17 protein-coding genes and 1 pseudogene are annotated in these 16,812 nt (G+C 59.0%); 12 read left to right on the forward strand and 6 right to left on the reverse strand.

What is annotated here, in order from left to right:
• Window positions 1-510 precede the first annotated feature (510 nt).
• Window positions 511-1,215, forward strand: coding sequence for a methyl-accepting chemotaxis protein (locus PSH96_RS29600; RefSeq protein WP_370694366.1), 705 nt, complete (start codon window positions 511-513; stop codon window positions 1,213-1,215).
• 69 nt (window positions 1,216-1,284) lie between these two features.
• The gene (locus tag PSH96_RS15210) at window positions 1,285-2,373 is read left to right on the forward strand and encodes a hypothetical protein (protein WP_305453677.1); all 1,089 of its coding nucleotides are present in this window, start codon (window positions 1,285-1,287) and stop codon (window positions 2,371-2,373) included.
• 129 nt (window positions 2,374-2,502) lie between these two features.
• Here PSH96_RS15210 and PSH96_RS15215 read toward each other — a convergent pair whose 3' ends face one another.
• Window positions 2,503-2,982, reverse strand: a complete 480-nt coding sequence (locus PSH96_RS15215; RefSeq protein WP_305460078.1) for a DUF2867 domain-containing protein — start codon at window positions 2,980-2,982, stop codon at window positions 2,503-2,505.
• Between the two features lie 250 nt (window positions 2,983-3,232).
• Between PSH96_RS15215 and PSH96_RS15220 the strand changes: the two genes are divergently transcribed.
• The 7 genes from PSH96_RS15220 to PSH96_RS15250 all read left to right on the forward strand — a co-directional run bounded on the left by PSH96_RS15220 (window position 3,233) and on the right by PSH96_RS15250 (window position 9,515).
• Window positions 3,233-3,853, forward strand: a complete 621-nt coding sequence (locus PSH96_RS15220) for a LysE family translocator (RefSeq protein ID WP_305453678.1) — start codon at window positions 3,233-3,235, stop codon at window positions 3,851-3,853.
• Window positions 3,854-3,882: 29 nt separating this feature from the next.
• Window positions 3,883-4,602 carry an SDR family oxidoreductase gene (locus PSH96_RS15225; protein WP_305453679.1) on the forward strand — a complete coding sequence of 240 codons (720 nt, stop codon included), beginning with the start codon at window positions 3,883-3,885 and terminating at the stop codon, window positions 4,600-4,602.
• 16 nt (window positions 4,603-4,618) lie between these two features.
• Window positions 4,619-5,020, forward strand: a complete 402-nt coding sequence (locus PSH96_RS15230) for an ester cyclase (protein WP_305453680.1) — start codon at window positions 4,619-4,621, stop codon at window positions 5,018-5,020.
• A 50-nt stretch (window positions 5,021-5,070) separates the two neighbouring features.
• Entirely contained in the window at window positions 5,071-5,550 is a 480-nt protein-coding gene (locus PSH96_RS15235) for a VOC family protein (RefSeq protein WP_305453681.1), read from the forward strand.
• A gap of 434 nt (window positions 5,551-5,984) precedes the next feature.
• On the forward strand, window positions 5,985-6,836 hold the full coding sequence (dapA, locus tag PSH96_RS15240) for a 4-hydroxy-tetrahydrodipicolinate synthase (protein WP_305453682.1): 852 nt from the start codon (window positions 5,985-5,987) through the stop codon (window positions 6,834-6,836).
• A 139-nt stretch (window positions 6,837-6,975) separates the two neighbouring features.
• Window positions 6,976-8,352 (forward strand): cystathionine beta-synthase, encoded by a 1,377-nt coding sequence (locus PSH96_RS15245; RefSeq protein WP_305453683.1) that lies wholly within the window; start codon window positions 6,976-6,978, stop codon window positions 8,350-8,352.
• On the forward strand, window positions 8,349-9,515 hold the full coding sequence (locus PSH96_RS15250) for a cystathionine gamma-synthase (protein WP_305453684.1): 1,167 nt from the start codon (window positions 8,349-8,351) through the stop codon (window positions 9,513-9,515). The genes PSH96_RS15245 and PSH96_RS15250 overlap by 4 nt, the downstream gene beginning before the upstream one ends.
• A gap of 121 nt (window positions 9,516-9,636) precedes the next feature.
• Here PSH96_RS15250 and PSH96_RS15255 read toward each other — a convergent pair whose 3' ends face one another.
• Entirely contained in the window at window positions 9,637-11,835 is a 2,199-nt protein-coding gene (locus PSH96_RS15255) for an OsmC domain/YcaO domain-containing protein (RefSeq protein WP_305453685.1), read from the reverse strand.
• A 103-nt stretch (window positions 11,836-11,938) separates the two neighbouring features.
• Window positions 11,939-12,595, reverse strand: coding sequence for an O-methyltransferase (locus PSH96_RS15260; protein WP_305460079.1), 657 nt, complete (start codon window positions 12,593-12,595; stop codon window positions 11,939-11,941).
• A gap of 120 nt (window positions 12,596-12,715) precedes the next feature.
• Here PSH96_RS15260 and PSH96_RS15265 point away from each other — a divergent pair, with 120 nt between their 5' ends.
• Complete coding sequence (locus PSH96_RS15265; RefSeq protein WP_305453687.1) at window positions 12,716-13,348, forward strand: TetR family transcriptional regulator; 633 nt, start codon at window positions 12,716-12,718, stop codon at window positions 13,346-13,348.
• A gap of 266 nt (window positions 13,349-13,614) precedes the next feature.
• Entirely contained in the window at window positions 13,615-14,175 is a 561-nt protein-coding gene (locus tag PSH96_RS15270; protein WP_305453688.1) for a cysteine hydrolase family protein, read from the forward strand.
• Here PSH96_RS15270 and PSH96_RS15275 read toward each other — a convergent pair.
• From PSH96_RS15275 to PSH96_RS15285, 3 genes are read right to left on the reverse strand one after another with little or no spacing between them, the layout of a single operon-like run.
• Entirely contained in the window at window positions 14,172-14,621 is a 450-nt protein-coding gene (locus PSH96_RS15275) for an NUDIX hydrolase (protein ID WP_305453689.1), read from the reverse strand. The two genes, PSH96_RS15270 and PSH96_RS15275, sit on opposite strands and share 4 nt — an antisense overlap.
• Entirely contained in the window at window positions 14,614-15,045 is a 432-nt protein-coding gene (locus tag PSH96_RS15280; protein ID WP_305453690.1) for a VOC family protein, read from the reverse strand. The genes PSH96_RS15275 and PSH96_RS15280 overlap by 8 nt, the downstream gene beginning before the upstream one ends.
• Window positions 15,042-15,488 carry an HIT family protein gene (locus PSH96_RS15285; protein WP_305453691.1) on the reverse strand — a complete coding sequence of 149 codons (447 nt, stop codon included), beginning with the start codon at window positions 15,486-15,488 and terminating at the stop codon, window positions 15,042-15,044. Before PSH96_RS15285 ends, PSH96_RS15280 begins: the two co-directional genes overlap by 4 nt.
• Window positions 15,489-15,901: 413 nt before the next feature.
• Here PSH96_RS15285 and PSH96_RS29605 point away from each other — a divergent pair.
• Window positions 15,902-16,741, forward strand: a pseudogene (locus tag PSH96_RS29605) (cache domain-containing protein); the annotation flags it as partial.
• Window positions 16,742-16,812: the final 71 nt, after the last annotated feature.

Here is a 16,812-nt window from a genome sequence, read left to right on the forward strand (position 1 = left end):
GGGATCTTCGCGCTGCTGGCGGTGCTGACGTTTTACCGCGACTGGCTGCCGATCCTGGTGGCCGCAGTGACCATCGCCGTCCACCACGTGGTGTTTCACGCGTTACAGCACCAGGGTTTCCCGGTGTTTGTGATGGACCATCATGGCGGCTGGGACATGGTGTTCGTACACGCCTTTTACGTAGTGATGGAGACGGTCGCCCTGCTCTACCTCGCCATTCATAGCCAGGCCGAGGCTGTCGAAAGCCAGGAAATGCTGGAAAAAATGCTCGCCGTGACCTCCCAGCTCACCGTTGAAACCGCCCAGGGTGAAGGCAAGGCGCATGTGTCCCTGGCCAAGCGTTTCGACCACTTCCTGCAGCAGATCACCCACCTGATCGATGGCGTGACCCGCGACTCCCACGGTCTCGGCCAACTCGGCCAGGCGTTGGCCAGCGCCAGCGGCACCCTGGAAACCGGCGCGCGCCATCAGTTGGCGGAAATCAACCAAATGACCGGCTCCATGCAGCGCATGGAAGACGCCACCGCCCACATCACCCAACACGTCGAACACGCGGTGGAGCACGCAGGTCAAGCCCGCGAACAGATCGTGCGCGGCCAGCAAAGCGTCGGCCGAGCTCAACATGAAATCACCCAGCTGGCCTCACGTATCGACGGCACCAACGAAACCGTACAGGGCCTGGCCACCCAGGCCGAACAGATTGGCTCGGTGCTTGAAGTGATCAGCAGCATCGCCAACCAGACCAACCTGCTGGCGCTCAACGCCGCCATTGAAGCGGCCCGCGCCGGCGAGCAAGGCCGAGGGTTTGCGGTGGTCGCCGACGAAGTCCGCAGCCTGGCGCAACGCACCGCCGTCTCCACTCAGGAAATCAAACAGATCATTGAGGGCCTGCAACACGGCAGCCGCCAGGCCGTCGAGGCGATGCACGACAGTCAGGCCGGCGTGACGCGCTGTGTGCAGGACAGCCAACTGGCGGTGGAAATGTTGCAGGCCGTAGGCGCCGACATCGCGCATATCGACGAGCTGAACGGACGAATCGTGACGACCACCCGCGAACAGACCTCGGCCAACCTGGAGATTGTCGGGCGCCTGCAGTCCGTGCAGAACATTGCGCAAAGCACCGCTGACGATGTGGAAACCCTGGCGCGCAGCAGTGAGCAGTTGCCGCCGATTGCGGTACGGCTGGATGCGTTGGGGAGGAGGTTTCATCAGTGAGTTACGCGGCGTGTGAAGTACTGGCTCCCAGCGCCCTTAAAGATTGACAAAACATGGATGGGTTGAAACATGGAAACTATTTTTACACTAGACGCTAGGAATAACGTTTTCCTTGAGGTAATCACCGAGCACTTTGAAATTTCTCAACAGCTAATGAGGCCCCAAATACAGGCTATGTTTCGACGCACCGTAGAAGCTTTAGCACAAAGCGGCGTCAATTATCAGCAGCTTAAAACCGCACTCGTCCCTTCCATTGAAAATAATGAGGCAGCCTTTCTTTTTGACACACGGGTGATTCAAGCCAGCAGTTATGGTCAAGTGATCATGTCCTCCTTGCTACCTTTACTCGAACCTAAAAGCACTCAAAGCATCCTCGCCGGAGATTTAATTGCTAGCAACCAACAGCAAAACCTTGTATTTGAAATCATAAAAAATCATACAAAAGCAGCAAGAAAATATGTGTACCGCTACAGCTCCGACATATTTTGCATTTATCTGAACAATCTCACGGACGCGGCACTCAACAGAATAAACGAAGGGCTTAAAACAACCGCCTCCTACATAGGATTCATCCCCACAACCTATGACTCCCCCGCGAAAACATACCTTTCCACAACCCTAGTGCACGTGGGCATAAAGCGTGAAAAGACAATAATTTTAGCGCATGAGGATGACCGACCAAACGACGAGAACGTGAACATCACCAGTTACGACTTTGAAAAAGAAGGGTACTGTATAAAAAGCCTAAAAAGCCTTAACTTCATTCAATTTCTCAGCTACAAAATAGAGCGCAGGCCATTAACAAAACATGAAACAGACACCCATTTCTCTCTTAACGCAATTGCCGAAAACGTACAAGAACTTTCAAACTTAGAAATTATTTTAGAAGATAGAAAATACGAATACCTACTAAGCGCTGGAAAGCTAATTAAAAGCGGGCTAACACAAACAACACAAAAAGACTTGATCGCGCTTATCAGGGCCAAGATAGAATCAAGCTACATTTATAATCTAAGCTATATTGAAGAGCACAACACCAGAAAATTTAATTTAATCATAGAAACGCCACGCACTGGCTCGTCCAGTCCTGCACGTACACTTGTTGGACTTGAATACCGTCCCGACGACAAAGCGTTAAGAGTGATCACTATGTTTTAGCCTCACCTACCAACCTTCAGCTTAAAACTGAATGCAGGATGGGCCATGTCCATGCCAACGCTATGGTCGTGTATTACCTGATGACTGCAAAGAGCAAATGAGCCCACCGCTGTCAGACCGCAACCGCTTCTATCCCCCCAGCGTGCTTTTGAGTCGCCTCAGTTTGCTGTTGACGATCAGCTTGTGCGCCGGCCCCACCGGCAACATATACAGACGCCCAAAGGTGTTATGGGTAAGGACTGATGAGGTAATCGTAAACACCCGCTCACTGATCGATAGACAAATCATCACATCCAGATGCCGGTCGCGCTCGGTCAGCACCAACACGTCCGGGGCGCTGTGCTCTACCAGGAAAAAATCCAGCCGCTCGCCCGCCTGCACGGTGTTTCGCGGTGAGCCCGAGAACCCACCGATGCGTTTCACACCGAACATCGAAGAAATCCGGTCGCGGATTCGGAAGGCCAACCGCATGAACATCCCAGGTTCGGCGGTCATGATGTTCCACGCCTCCAGTGCAGTGATATCAGCGGGCAACACGACCGACCTGCGGTCGTAGTAATCAAGCGCTGTCGGTACACCCAACGTGTGAACAATGTTCGTGGTAACCAACTGATTTTCTCCCTGAAAAACGCGGTTTTTGATGAACCAGAGCGATGCCTGCAGGGCGCAGGTTATTTTGCACGGCGGCTCAAGTAAAGCGCGGGACAGGCTAGGTGTCTTGGTAAGCCAAGATAAGCTTGACCTCACGGGCAGCGTTCGTGATTGTGCCCCACGCACGTTGGGGTTCACGTGTTAATTGCTCAAGCGCCTCAACTGCATTTATCCTCAGCGCTCCCATCCGCCCCAACCCAGAGCCGCCATGGACCTCGCCACCCTCGCCCTCTTCGTCCCCGCCTGCTTCGCCCTGAACATGGCGCCAGGCCCCAATAACCTGCTGTCCGTGAGTAACTCCACGCGCTATGGCTATCGCACGTCTTGCCTTGCCGGTATTGGCCGTTTGCTGGCCTTTGCCGGCATGATCGCCCTCGCCTCTGCCGGCTTGGCGGTGGTGCTGCAAACCTCGGAGCTGCTGTTCTACGGGATCAAGATTCTCGGTGCGGCGTATCTGTTTTATCTGGCGTTTCAGCTGTGGCGGGCTAACCCAGAGCAAGAAGCTGAATCAGCGACGCACCAGGTGGGATTGTGGGCCTTGGCGCGTCAGGAGTTTCTGGTGGCGGCCGGCAACCCGAAAGCCGTCCTGATCTTCACCGCGTTCCTCCCGCAATTTGTGGTGCCAGGCCAACCGATCACCCCACAATTCGCACTGCTGGGTGCGATGTTCCTGGGCTTGGAATGGGTCGCCATCAGCGCCTACGCGTACATGGGCCTGCACATGCGCCGCTGGTTTGCTGAACCCAGCGGCAAGCGCCTTTTCAATCGCTGCTGCGCCGGGTTGTTGTCGGCGGCAGCGACGGTGTTGTTGATGGCGCGCAGGGCTTAATTATCACACCACAGACAAGGAAGAAGTCGATGAAAACCCTGATAGTCGGTGCAAGCAAAGGCCTTGGTAAAGCCTTGATCGAAGGCCTTGGCGAGCCTGGTGACACGCTGATCGGTGTGTCCCGCAGCCGTCCTGAAACCCTCGCGCCGCTTGCCGGTGTGCACCTGCACTGGGTCGAGGCCAACCTGGCCGAGCCTGCCAAGGCTGCGCAGGTCATTGCCGACGCAGTAGCAGAGCAAGGGCTGGACACGCTGATCTACAACCTCGGCATCTGGGAAGCGTTAGCCTTCGACCCGGCCTACCTGTTCACCGCCGACAGCGACGACCAGCTGGAAGCCATTGTCAGTTGCAACATCACTTCAACCATCCTGCTGATCAAACGCCTGCTGCCGGTGCTACTCAAGAGCGCCAACCCGAGGATTATCCTCACCGGTTCCACCTCCGGCCTGCCGCAAAGTGGTCGGCCGGAAGTCGCCTTCGGTGCCTCCAAATTCGCCCTGCGCGGAATCGCCGATGCCTTGCGCGAAGGCTACCGACACCAGCGCCTGGCGGTGACATGCCTGAACCTTGGCTACCTGAACACCGAAGACCCGCTGAGCACACCTCGCGCCCAGGCCGCGCAACGCGATGAAGGCCACTCGATTCCCGTGCACGATGTGGTGCAGGTGGTGCGGATGGCCTTGAGTTTGTCTTCGGCCAGTTTCGTCAAGGACATCACCTTGCCAGCCATCCTTGACGAGCGCTTTTGAACCAGGAGAACGCAGCATGACCCGAACCCAGCTCGCCGACTTTTACCAAGGCTACATCGACTGCCTCAACCGTCAGGACTGGGAGCACCTGGGCCACTTCGTCCACCCGCAGGTGACCTACAACGCCACCGCTGTCGGCCTGGCAGGCTACCGCGCGATGCTGGAACGCGACTTTCGTGAGATCCCCGACCTGGTATTTCGCATCCAACTGCTGGTAGCCGACCCACCTACCGTCGCCAGCCGGTTGAATTTCACCGTGAGCCCCAGAGGTGAATTCTTCGGGCTGCCGATCAATGGCAGGACCGTGACCTTCGATGAAAACGTGTTCTACGAGTGCCGCGACGGCAAAATTGCGCAGGTCTGGTCAGTCATCGACAAAGCCGCGATAGCACAACAGCTGACACCCGATAAGCCTTGATCGACTGTCGTCTAGACTCTCTACACCCGACCACCCCGTGGAGACTCGAGATGAACAAAAACACCCTCTGCCTCTGGTACAACGGCACCGCTCTGGAAGCCGCCACTTTCTACGAAAAGACCTTCCCGGACAGCATTGTGAAGGCCGTGCATCACGCCCCCGGCGACTTTTCGGCGGGCAAGCAAGGCGATGTGTTGACCGTTGAGTTCACCGTGCTGGGCATTCCCTGCCTGGGCCTGAATGGTGGCCCGGCGTTCCCGCACAGCGAGGCGTTTTCGTTCCAAGTGGCCACGGACGACCAGGCGGAAACCGACCGCTATTGGAACGCCATTATCGACAACGGCGGTCAGGCCAGCGCCTGCGGCTGGTGCAAGGACAAGTGGGGCGTGTCCTGGCAGATCACCCCGCGCGTTTTGTCTGAGGCGGTGACTCACGCCGACCTGGGCATCGCCAAGCGTGCGTTCGATGCGATGATGACCATGACCAAGATTGACGTGGCCGCTATCGAAGCTGCGGTAGCTGGGCGTTGAACGCAACACAGGCCTAATGTGGGAGCGGGCTTGCTCGCGAAAGCGGTGGGTCAGTCAATTTAACGGTCACTGATACACCGCATCCGCGAGCAAGCCCGCTCCCACAGTTGACCGAGTCGCTTAACTAAGAGCACCTTCGGCGGAGTTGACATATTCAGTCACATCCCCTGAAGATGCAGATCTTATTCAGGGTGTGCCAGCGCATGTCAGCAGCGTCTTTCGTTAACCTTTGCGTCATTGGCTTGATTGCCAAGGCGCAAGGTTGCGTGGCGCACGCCCTCAAATCGAAGAAACAGTCGCTCATGTGACCGGGGCGCGCTGTCCCGTCAGATGAGCTGACAGGACATTGAGCGCGACGGACCACACCTCCTTCTGCACAATCCCCTCTGGCCTTCTGACGGTGACTTTAGCGGTCAACCATCAGGAGAAAGTGCATGTCATCGTTTCAAGGTATCTGGGTTCCCGTGGTCACGCCGTTTCAGGATGGCGCCATCGACTTTATCGGCCTGCACCGGCTGGTCAGCCACCTGCTGGAAAAACACGTGGCCGGGATCATGGTCTGCACCACCACGGGCGAAGCCGCGGCGTTGAGCCGCCAGGAACAGCTCGCCGTGCTCGATGCCGTACTGCAATGGGTGCCCGCACAACGGGTGGTGATGGGCCTGGCGGGCAGCAACCAGATTGAACTGCTGCACTTTCAAAGCGAAATTCTCCAGCGCCCGGTCGCCGGTCTGCTGGTGCCCGCGCCCAGCTATATCCGCCCTTCCCAGGCTGGCCTTGAGGCGTTTTTTCGCACGGTGGCGGATGCGTCAAGCGTGCCGATTGTCCTCTACGACATTCCCTACCGCACCGGCGTAACCTTTGAGCAGGCCACGCTGTTAAGCATCGTCAAACACCCGCGAATCGCTGCGATCAAAGATTGCGGCGGCAACCTGGCCAACACCTTGGCGTTGCTGGCCAGTGGTGACGTGGATGTGTTGTGCGGCGAAGACATCCAGATCTTCAACGCGCTGTGCCTGGGTGCCAGTGGCGCGATTGCGGCCTCGGCGCATGTGCGCACCGAGGCCTTTGTGGCGCTGTGCCAGCAAGTGCGCGATCACCAGCTGGCCGAGGCCAGGGCGACGTTTTTCACGCTGTTGCCGCTGATCAATACTCTGTTTATGGAGCCCAACCCGGCGCCGGTGAAGGCTGCGCTGGCGTTGCAAGGCTTGATCGGCGGCGAACTGCGCGCGCCGATGCAAGCTGCCAGTGCGCGCGTAAAGCAAGCGTTGGGCGAGCTGCTGTAAACGCCCTGTCGGGTTCATGCGCCAAAAAAAGACATCCAACGGACCGCCCGGTTGCGACCGGCGCGATCCCGGCCTATGTTCCAAGGCACGCGTTTACTTTGCTGCTCCACCTCTGTCTGCTCGCAACCAAGGTGAATTCATGCCCAGCCTCCCACGCCCCGCCGTGCTCGAACTGATCGGCAACACGCCCCTGGTCAAGGTCAGCCGTTTCGATACTGGCCCTTGCACGCTGTTTCTCAAACTTGAATCACAGAACCCCGGAGGTTCGATCAAGGACCGCATCGGCCTGGCGATGATCGACGCCGCCGAACGCGACGGCCGCCTGCAACCAGGCGGCACCATCATCGAAGCCACCGCCGGCAACACCGGCCTGGGCCTGGCGCTGGTCGGCCGGGCCAAAGGCTACCGTGTGGTGCTGGTGGTGCCCGACAAGATGTCGACTGAAAAGGTCTTGCACCTCAAGGCCATGGGCGCCGAAGTACACATCACGCGCTCCGACGTGGGCAAGGGCCACCCCGAGTATTACCAGGACGTGGCCGCGCGCCTGGCCAAGGACATTCCCGGTTCATTCTTCGCCGACCAGTTCAACAACCCCGCCAACCCGCTGGCCCACGAAACCAGCACCGCCCCGGAAATATGGGCGCAAACCCAGCATGATCTGGACGCGATTGTGGTCGGTGTCGGTTCGGCCGGCACCCTCACCGGGCTTACGCGCTTCTTCAAACGCGTGCAGCCCGAGCTGGAAATGGTGCTGGCCGACCCGGTGGGCTCGGTGATGGCCGAATACAGCCGCAGCGGCAAAATGGAAACGCCCGGCTCCTGGGCCGTGGAAGGCATCGGCGAAGACTTTATCCCCTCGATTGCCGACCTCTCCAGCGTGCGCCATGCCTACTCCATCAGCGATGAAGAAAGCTTTGACCACGCCCGCCAGTTGCTCAAGGCCGAAGGCATCCTCGGCGGTTCATCCACCGGCACCCTGCTTGCCGCCGCACTGCGTTATTGCCGCGAACAAACCGAGCCCAAGCGCGTGGTCACCTTCGTCTGCGACACCGGTACGCGCTACTTGTCCAAGGTCTACAACGACCAATGGATGAACGACGCAGGCCTGTTGCAATACAAACACTACGGCGACCTGCGCGACCTGATCGCGCGGCGCTTTGAAGACGGCCGAGTGATCAGCGTCAGCCCCGACGACAGCTTGCTCACCGCCTTCCAGCGCATGCGCCTGGCGGATGTCTCGCAACTGCCGGTGCTGGTGGATGGGCGTGAATTGGTCGGCGTCATCGACGAATCCGACATCCTGCTGGGCCTGCATCAGGACGCCACACATTTTTCCATGGTGGTGGCAGACGCCATGAGCAAAACCTTGCAAACCCTGGCCCCCAGCGCCAGCCTGGCCGAACTGCAGGCGGAACTGGATCGCGGCCTGGTCGCCATTATTGCCGACACATCCGGCTTCCATGGCCTGATCACCCGTGTCGACCTGCTTAACCACCTACGGAGATCCCTTGCATGAGCCTGCCCGATAAAAGCGCGTTTGCCACCCGTGTGATCCACGCCGGGCAATCCCCCGACCCGACCACGGGCGCGCTGATGCCACCGATCTACGCCAACTCCACCTACTTGCAAGACAGCCCCGGCGTGCACAAGGGTTTTGATTACGGGCGCTCCCACAACCCCACGCGGTTTGCCCTGGAGCGCTGCGTCGCCGACCTGGAGGGCGGCAGCGCGGCGTTTGCATTTGCTTCCGGGCTGGCGGCGATTTCCACTGTGCTGGAACTGCTGGATGCCGGCGCGCATATTGTCTCCGGCAACGATCTGTATGGCGGCACCTTCCGCCTGTTCGACAAGGTGCGCCAACGCAGTGCCGGGCACCGTTTCAGCTTTGTCGACCTCAGCGACCTGTCGGCCTTTGAAGCCTCGCTGCAGAGAGACACGCGCATGGTCTGGGTCGAGACCCCGAGCAACCCGCTGCTGAGCCTCACCGACCTCAGCGCCATTGCGCGCCTCTGCCGCGATCGCGGCATCATCTGCGTGGCCGACAACACCTTCGCCAGCCCATGGATCCAGCGCCCACTGGAGTTGGGCTTCGACATCGTGGTGCACTCCACCACCAAATACCTCAACGGCCACTCCGACGTGATCGGCGGCATCGCCATCGTAGGCCACAACCCGGACCTCGCCGAGCGCCTGGGCTTTTTGCAAAACTCGGTCGGCGCAATTGCTGGCCCGTTCGACGCCTTCCTGACCCTGCGCGGGGTAAAAACCCTGGCACTGCGTATGGAGCGCCATTGCAGCAACGCCCTGGACCTGGCCACCTGGCTGGAACAGCAGCCGCAGGTCTCACGGGTGTACTACCCAGGCCTGGCCTCGCACCCGCAGCACGCACTGGCGCGCCAGCAGATGCGCGGGTTTGGCGGGATGATTTCGGTGGATTTGAACAGTGATCTGGCGGGTGCCACACGTTTTCTGGAAAACGTGAAGATTTTCGCCCTGGCCGAAAGCCTCGGCGGCGTGGAAAGCCTGATCGAACACCCGGCCATCATGACCCATGCGAGCATTCCGGCGGCGACGCGGGCGCAGTTGGGGATTGGCGATGGGTTGGTGCGGTTGTCGGTGGGGGTTGAGGATGTGGAAGATTTGAGAGCCGACCTGGCCCAGGCGCTGGCCCTGATCTAGACGCCTGTGGGAGCTGGCTTGCCTGCGATACCGACACCTCGGTGTATCAGTTGCACCGCGGTGATGCTATCGCAGGCAAGCCAGCTCCCACACAAGCCAGCTTTCACAAGGGGGGGGTGTGTCAGGCTGAAGTGACGTTGGCCCGCGCCGAGTGCAGTTTTTTATAGCTCTCGATCAAGCGCAAATGCCGATCCAGGCCTTCCAGCTTCATGCTGGTCGGGGTCAAGCCATAAAACCGCACACTGCCGTCCACCGAACCAATCACCGCATCCATCCGCTCGTGACCGAACATCCGGCGGAAGTTGGCCTCGTAATCGGCGAGGTCCAGGTCATCGTCCAACTGCATCTCCAACACCGCATTCATCGCCTGGTAGAACAGGCCGCGTTCAGCGGTGTTGTCGTTGTATTGCAGGAACATCTCCACGCACTCCTTGGCCTCCTCATATTGCTGCAGGGCCAGGAAGATCAGCAGTTTCAACTCCAGGATGGTCAACTGGCCCCAGGCGGTGTTGTCGTCGAACTCAATGCCGATCAACGTGGTGATGTCGGTGTAATCGTCCAGCTCGCTTTCGATCAGACGCTCGACCAACGCCTGCAGCGCCTCCTCGTCAAGGCTGTGAAGGTTGAGGATATCGGCACGGAAAAACAGCGCCTTGTTGGTGTTGTCCCAGATCAGATCGTCGACCGGGTAGATTTCCGAGTAGTCCGGCACCAGGATCCGACACGCTGTAGCGCCGAGGTGTTCGTACACCGCCATGTAGGATTCTTTGCCCATGCCTTCGAGAATGCCGAACAAAGTGGCGGCCTCTTCGGCGTTGGAGTTCTCACCTTCGCCCGAGAAGTCCCACTCGACAAACTCATAGTCCGACTGTGCACTGAAGAAGCGCCACGACACCACACCGCTCGAGTCGATAAAGTGCTCGACAAAGTTGTTTGGCTCGGTCACTGCCTGGCCTTCAAAGGTCGGCTGCGGCAGGTCATTCAAGCCCTCAAAACTGCGGCCCTGGAGCAGTTCGGTGAGGCTGCGTTCCAGCGCCACTTCCATGCTCGGGTGCGCGCCGAACGAGGCGAATACGCCGCCGGTGCGCGGGTTCATCAGGGTGACGCACATCACCGGGAACTCGCCGCCCAGGGATGCGTCCTTGACCAGTACCGGGAAACCCTGGGCTTCCAGGCCTTCGATCCCCGCGACAATGCCGGGGTATTTGGCCAACACTGCTGCGGGCACATCCGGCAAGGCGAACTCGCCTTCGATGATTTCGCGCTTCACGGCACGCTCGAAAATCTCCGACAGGCACTGCACTTGGGCTTCAGCCAAGGTGTTGCCCGCGCTCATGCCGTTGCTGAGGTAAAGGTTTTCGATCAGGTTGGAGGGGAAATACACCACTTCGCCGTCGGACTGGCGCACGAACGGCAGTGAAACAATCCCGCGTTCTTCATTGCCCGAGTTAGTGTCGAACAGGTGTGAACCGCGCAGCTCGCCCTCGCGGTTGTAGACCTTCAGGCAGTAGGCGTCGAGGATTTCACTCGGCAGCTCATCCTTGGGCCCAGGCTGGAACCAGCGCTCGTCCGGGTAATGCACGAACGGCGCGTTAGCCAGCTCCTCACCCCAGAACTGGTCGTTGTAGAAGAAGTTGCAGTTGAGTCGCTCGATAAACTCGCCCAACGCCGACGCCAGTGCGCCTTCCTTGGTCGCGCCCTTGCCGTTGGTGAAACACATCGGCGAGTGTGCATCGCGGATATGCAGCGACCACACGTTGGGCACGATATTGCGCCACGAGGCGATTTCAATCTTCATGCCCAGGCCGGCGAGAATGCCGGACATGTTGGCGATGGTCTGCTCCAGCGGCAGGTCCTTGCCGGCGATGTAGGTGCCCGCCTCGGAGGTGGAATGGGGCATCAACAATGCCTGGGCATCCGCGTCGAGGTTTTCCACTTCTTCGATGACAAATTCCGGCCCGGCCTGCACGACTTTCTTCACCGTGCAGCGGTCGATGGAACGCAGGATGCCCTGGCGGTCCTTATCGGAAATGTCCGCCGGCAACTCGACCTGGATCTTGAAGATCTGGTTGTAGCGGTTTTCCGGGTCAACGATGTTGTTCTGCGACAGGCGAATATTCTCGGTTGGAATATTGCGCGTTGCGCAGTACAGCTTCACAAAGTACGCCGCGCACAACGCCGACGAAGCCAGGAAGTAATCGAACGGACCCGGGGCCGAACCGTCGCCTTTGTAGCGAATCGGCTGGTCGGCAATCACCGTGAAGTCATCGAACTTGGCTTCAAGCCGAAGGTTGTCGAGAAAGTTGACCTTAATTTCCATGCGGGCACACCAGAATAACGAGCTAAACAAATTGGCCGCCATTATGAAGATTTTCACCGGGAAGTCTCAGGGTTTTGCGAATCGGCTGCCGATCGGTGCCTGTTCAGCCGAGGCGGATCGACAGTTCGATGTCATCGGCAAACGGCACCGACAGGTAGCCATTCCCAGGTTCGCGCACATGCGCCAGGTAGTCAGGGCAGTAGTTGGTGTTGTCAGCCACCACCAGCGCGCCCGGCCGCAGGTGCTGCTCCACCAGGTTCAACACGTTGCCATACAGCGACTTGGCGCCATCGAGCAGCAGCAGGTCGACCGATGGCGGCAGATTTGTCGCCAGTGAAACCAGGGCATCGCCTTCACGCACTTCGATCAGGTCGCTGACGCCGCCTTGGATGAAATGCTCACGGGCCAGGGCGATCTTTGACGGTTCGAATTCGCTGCCGATCAACACGCCGCCGCCGTTGTCACGCAGTGCGGCAGCCAGGAACAAGGTGGACAACCCAAACGAGGTGCCGAACTCGACAATGGCTTTTGCACGGCTGCTGCGGGCCAGCATGTAGAGCAGGTTGCCGGTGTCACGCGAGACGGGCAGCCACAGGTCCTTGAGCATCGTATAAAGCTCGAGGTATTCGGTTTTGCTGTGCATCAGGCGGTTGCGTTCTTGCGGCGACACCGTGTCGATGAGCGGGCTGGTCGCCGCATTGGCTTGGGTGTAGAGGCGTTCGATCAAGGCGGCAAGAGGCGCGGTGGTCAGGGTGCTCAGGGTGGTCATGATTGATTTCCGTCGAAGGGGGACTAAGATGCGACTGATTCGTCGCATTAAAAGTATGCGAGTGATTCATCGCCTTCGCTATTCGCGTTCGCCCAGCGCTCGGAGCCCGAAATGACGCCCCGCCAAACTGCCCGTATTGCCTCGCGCAAACAGCCACAACAGGCACGCTCCACCGAGCTGGTGGCGGCGATTCTCGAAGCCGCTATTCAGGTTTTGGCCAAGGAAGGCGCTACGCGTTTCACCACCGCGCGGGTCGCGGAAAAAGCCGGCGTGAGTGTCGGCTCGGTGTATCAATATTTCCCCAACAAGGCTGCGATCCTGTTTCGATTGCAGAGCGATGAGTGGCAGCAGACCACCCAAATGCTGCGCGACATCCTCGAAAAAACCGCCGTAGCGCCGCTGACGCGCCTGCGCACCCTGGTGCATGCATTTATCCATTCCGAGTGCGAAGAGGCGCTGATGCGCGGTGCGCTGCACGACGCGGCGCCGCTGTACCGCGATGCGCCGCAAGCCGTGCAAGTGCGCGCAGCCGGCCGGCAAGCCTTCGAGACCTTCATGCTCGAGTTGCTGCCCCAGGTGCCCGACGCAACCCGCGCACTGGCGTGCGACCTGATCCGCAGCACGCTGGGTTGCGTGGGCAAGGACTTTTCCTTCAGCCCGCGCACCGCTGCCGAGATCGAGGTGTACGCCGATGGCATGGCCGCCATGTTCAGCGCTTATGTGAATGCACTCAATCGGCCCTGATTGCTTAACGAAGCCGTAGCGCAAGGTTCACACGGCGATTGAAGGCACCAGCGCTCGATGGGAGCATCGGCGACTGTGGGAGATGGCTTGCCTGCGATGGCGGTGGGTCAGTCACCGATGTATGCACTGATAGACCGCTATCGCAGGCAAGCCAGCTCCCACTTTGGATCGATGCGCATCGTGCAAATGAGCTTCGAACAACAGACCTGTTTAAGCACGCCCAATCGCTGCTATGTTTCGTCCCTGATCCAGCCAAAGGATGTGCCATGGAACCGTTAGCCACAAACGCCGCATTGTTGATCATCGACATGCAGCAAGGCATGAATGACCCCACGCTGGGGCGCCGCAATAACCCCGACGCCGAGGTGCAGATACACCACCTGCTGCGTGCCTGGCGGCAGTCCAATCGCCCCGTGGTGCATGTAAGGCATATGTCCCGCAGCCAAGGCTCGGTGTTTTGGCCAGGCCAACCAGGCTGTGAGTTCCAGCCGGCACTGGCGCCGCTCAAGCATGAGCATGTGGTGGAAAAAAACGTCCCGGATGCATTCGCCGCCACCGGCCTGGAGCGCTGGCTGCATGGGCGTGGGATCCGGCAATTGGTGATCGTTGGGGTGATCACCAACAACTCTGTCGAATCTACGGCGCGCTCCGGTGGCAACCTGGGTTTTGAGGTCACCGTGGCGGCGGATGCCTGCTACACCTTTGATCAAGCTGATTTGTCGGGCCGCCTCTGGCCTGCCGAGGATGTGCATGCACTGTCGCTGAGCAACCTGGCGATGGATTACGCCAGGGTCACAGGCACCGCCAATATCCTCGCCCTGCTTTAAAAAACGCCGGCCTGGGCGAGCATGTCGACAAGCCCTTGCGGCCATACCGTGTCTGCCGTCGATCGCAGTTCCTCAATCGACCACCAATGATGATCAGCCATGACCTGGGCTTCTTGCGCCGTCCATTCGTCTCGCGAAAGGTGCTCGTTTTGCGCCTGAACAACAAAGTACTGTTCAATGGCCAACACCGTTTCACCACTGGGCAGCATCAGCTCAAATCGGCGGTCTGCTACCGGCGCTTGCACGTCACTGACCACAATGCCAGTCTCTTCGCGCAGCTCACGGATCGCCGCCGTGTGGAAGCTTTCCCCGGCTTCGACGCCGCCGCCGGGTGTCGCCCAGTAATTCCTGCCGGCCAGCGCTCCTTTCTTGTGCACAAACCGGAACAGCAGCACTTTTTGCGCAGGGCTGATCACCAGCAGGCGCGCAGCTTGACGTTCACGCATGGGCAACAACCCTTTCGCCCAACCGCTCCACCAGCCTGACCAGATAACCATCCGGGTCCTGTACCAGAAACTCGCGCTGCCCGACCTCGACTTCGCCTGCCCGGTACCACGCGTCTTTACTGGCCTTGAACACCGGGTGTGCCGCCCTCTCCAGCCGTTGAATAACCGGATGCACCGCCACGACATCAATCTGCAGGTTCATGCCGCGTCCAAATGGGCGTTCCAACGCCCCCGTGAGCCATTGATTGGCGCGTGGGTCGACTTGCTCAAGCATCACTTGAGCGCCGTCCAGGTCAAGATACGCGAAGCCGTCTTCCAGGCGCTGATAAGCCACGGTGAACCCCAGACAACCGACCCAGAACTCAAGGCTGCGGTTCAGGTCGGTCACCATCAATTCCGGGACCAGATTATTTCTATGCATCATCCAGCTTCCATGGCGGATTTGAGTAACTGCGCGATCGTGTCGCGCAACTCACCGTGTTGATCTTCAGCGTAAGGTGGCGCGGTTTTCCAGTCGTAGAACCACACCGGCATCTTGCGTTTGTCCTCCGGCTCCGAGGCGTAACGCGGGAAAATATGGCAATGCAACTCCGGTTCCGAGTTGCCCAGAATCTCGTAGTTCATGCGCAGAGCACCGGTAGCCGCCAGCACGGCATCGCCAAGGCACGCCATATCGAGCAGGTAGATTGCACGCGCCTCGGCGTCCAGATCATTGAGGCTGGCAACCACCGGGTCGGGCAACAACAAACAATAACCCGGCAAAAACTGCACATCACCCATCACCGCCCAACCTGAGGCCATGCGGCAAATAACCTTATCGTTGGCGCCATTGCGGGCCAGCGCTACACGCTCCGTGATCAGCGGCATGACTCGTCCTTAATGAAAAATATCGAAGGCATCTTAACGGTGAAAACGCGACGCGGCTCAACACTTTCAACCTGACAAGCCGCCATACTTGGACAGGTGGACTTTTCAGGACAAAAACATTTTTTGTTGTACACAAAATAAAGCTAAAGCTTTATAACCCTCGGGCCGAAACAGTCAGTGATATCAAATCGCCTCTTCGCCCGATGGTCGTCTCGATGAAAATAAAAAACAAGCTCGTGCTCGCGTTCGTCTCTGTTGCCTTTATTCCGGTCAGCCTGGTTGCAGTCATCTCCGTCATGAACACGCGGACTCAAGCGGTTGATCAGTTCATTGATGGCAGCACCCGCGAAATACGTCAGATCGATGGCAATATCCGGCAATTCTTCGACGGCACCTTGCAGAACGTCGATCAAATGTCCACTGATCCTGTATACACTTCCGTGAACACTCTAAAGGATTATCAACCTGCAAACGCCGCGAGCCAGCCAATGCCCGCCCAGGCGCAGCAGGTAATCGACCAGTTTGCCCGTTTCGGCGCCACTCACCCTTCCGCTGCGATTCTGTCCATCGGCCTTGAAGACGGCACCTACGCCAAATGGCCCGATGACCCACAACTGGCCAAGTACGACCCGCGCACCCGCCCTTGGTACAAGGCCGCCATGGCCAGCCCAAACAAGACCGTGCGCACACCGGCTTACTACTACGACAAGGATGATGTGGCGCTGGTGGGCACCGCCCGTGCGCTGCTCGACAGCAGCGGCAAGGCCAAGGGCGTGTTCGTGGTCAGCGTGTCGCTGAAGAACCTCACCGAATTGCTCAAGAGCATCAAGCTGGGTGAAAGCGGCTACGTGATGTTGATCGAGGACGGCGTGGTGCTGGTCGACCCGCGCAACGCCGCACACAACTTCAAGCCGCTCAAGGACCTCGGCGCGCCGTATGCGCACCTGGCCGAGACGCCCCAGGGCTCAACCGAGGTGGTTATCGACGGCGTGCGCTACATGGCCAACGTGTGGACCTCACCGGGCCTGGGTTGGCGGTATGTGGGGCTGATCGAATACAACGAAGTCATGGCGGCGGCGACGCGCATGACTTATCTGACCACGGTAATCGTGGCCGTGCTGGTGCTGATCTTCGGGCTGATCGCCGCGGCGTTTTCCAAGGTGATCGTCAAACCGATCGGCCAGGTCAGCACCGGCTTGCAGTCCATCGCCCAGGGTGAAGGCGATTTGCGTCATGAGCTGCAAGTACAGGGCAAGGATGAAACCGCCGAGTTGGCGGGCTGGTTCAATAAATTCCTCGCCGCAATCCGTCAGCTGATCCAGCA

This window comes from Pseudomonas sp. FP2338, assembly GCF_030687515.1.
Taxonomy (GTDB): Bacteria; Pseudomonadota; Gammaproteobacteria; order Pseudomonadales; family Pseudomonadaceae; genus Aquipseudomonas; species Aquipseudomonas salomonii.

Excerpts from the sequence above, each read along its gene's own strand:
- PSH96_RS15255 (WP_305453685.1), bottom strand. The coding sequence starts at position 11,835 with ATGGAAATTAAGGTCAACTTTCTCGACAACCTTCGGCTTGAAGCCAAG.
- PSH96_RS15250 (WP_305453684.1), top strand. The coding sequence starts at position 8,349 with ATGAGCCTGCCCGATAAAAGCGCGTTTGCCACCCGTGTGATCCACGCC.
- PSH96_RS15280 (WP_305453690.1), bottom strand. The coding sequence starts at position 15,045 with ATGATGCATAGAAATAATCTGGTCCCGGAATTGATGGTGACCGACCTG.
- PSH96_RS15230 (WP_305453680.1), top strand. The coding sequence starts at position 4,619 with ATGACCCGAACCCAGCTCGCCGACTTTTACCAAGGCTACATCGACTGC.
- PSH96_RS15265 (WP_305453687.1), top strand. The coding sequence starts at position 12,716 with ATGACGCCCCGCCAAACTGCCCGTATTGCCTCGCGCAAACAGCCACAA.
- PSH96_RS15225 (WP_305453679.1), top strand. The coding sequence starts at position 3,883 with ATGAAAACCCTGATAGTCGGTGCAAGCAAAGGCCTTGGTAAAGCCTTG.
- PSH96_RS15270 (WP_305453688.1), top strand. The coding sequence starts at position 13,615 with ATGGAACCGTTAGCCACAAACGCCGCATTGTTGATCATCGACATGCAG.
- PSH96_RS15275 (WP_305453689.1), bottom strand. The coding sequence starts at position 14,621 with ATGCGTGAACGTCAAGCTGCGCGCCTGCTGGTGATCAGCCCTGCGCAA.
- PSH96_RS15210 (WP_305453677.1), top strand. The coding sequence starts at position 1,285 with ATGGAAACTATTTTTACACTAGACGCTAGGAATAACGTTTTCCTTGAG.
- PSH96_RS15235 (WP_305453681.1), top strand. The coding sequence starts at position 5,071 with ATGAACAAAAACACCCTCTGCCTCTGGTACAACGGCACCGCTCTGGAA.
- dapA (WP_305453682.1), top strand. The coding sequence starts at position 5,985 with ATGTCATCGTTTCAAGGTATCTGGGTTCCCGTGGTCACGCCGTTTCAG.
- PSH96_RS15220 (WP_305453678.1), top strand. The coding sequence starts at position 3,233 with ATGGACCTCGCCACCCTCGCCCTCTTCGTCCCCGCCTGCTTCGCCCTG.
- PSH96_RS29600 (WP_370694366.1), top strand. The coding sequence starts at position 511 with ATGGAAGACGCCACCGCCCACATCACCCAACACGTCGAACACGCGGTG.
- PSH96_RS15285 (WP_305453691.1), bottom strand. The coding sequence starts at position 15,488 with ATGCCGCTGATCACGGAGCGTGTAGCGCTGGCCCGCAATGGCGCCAAC.
- PSH96_RS15245 (WP_305453683.1), top strand. The coding sequence starts at position 6,976 with ATGCCCAGCCTCCCACGCCCCGCCGTGCTCGAACTGATCGGCAACACG.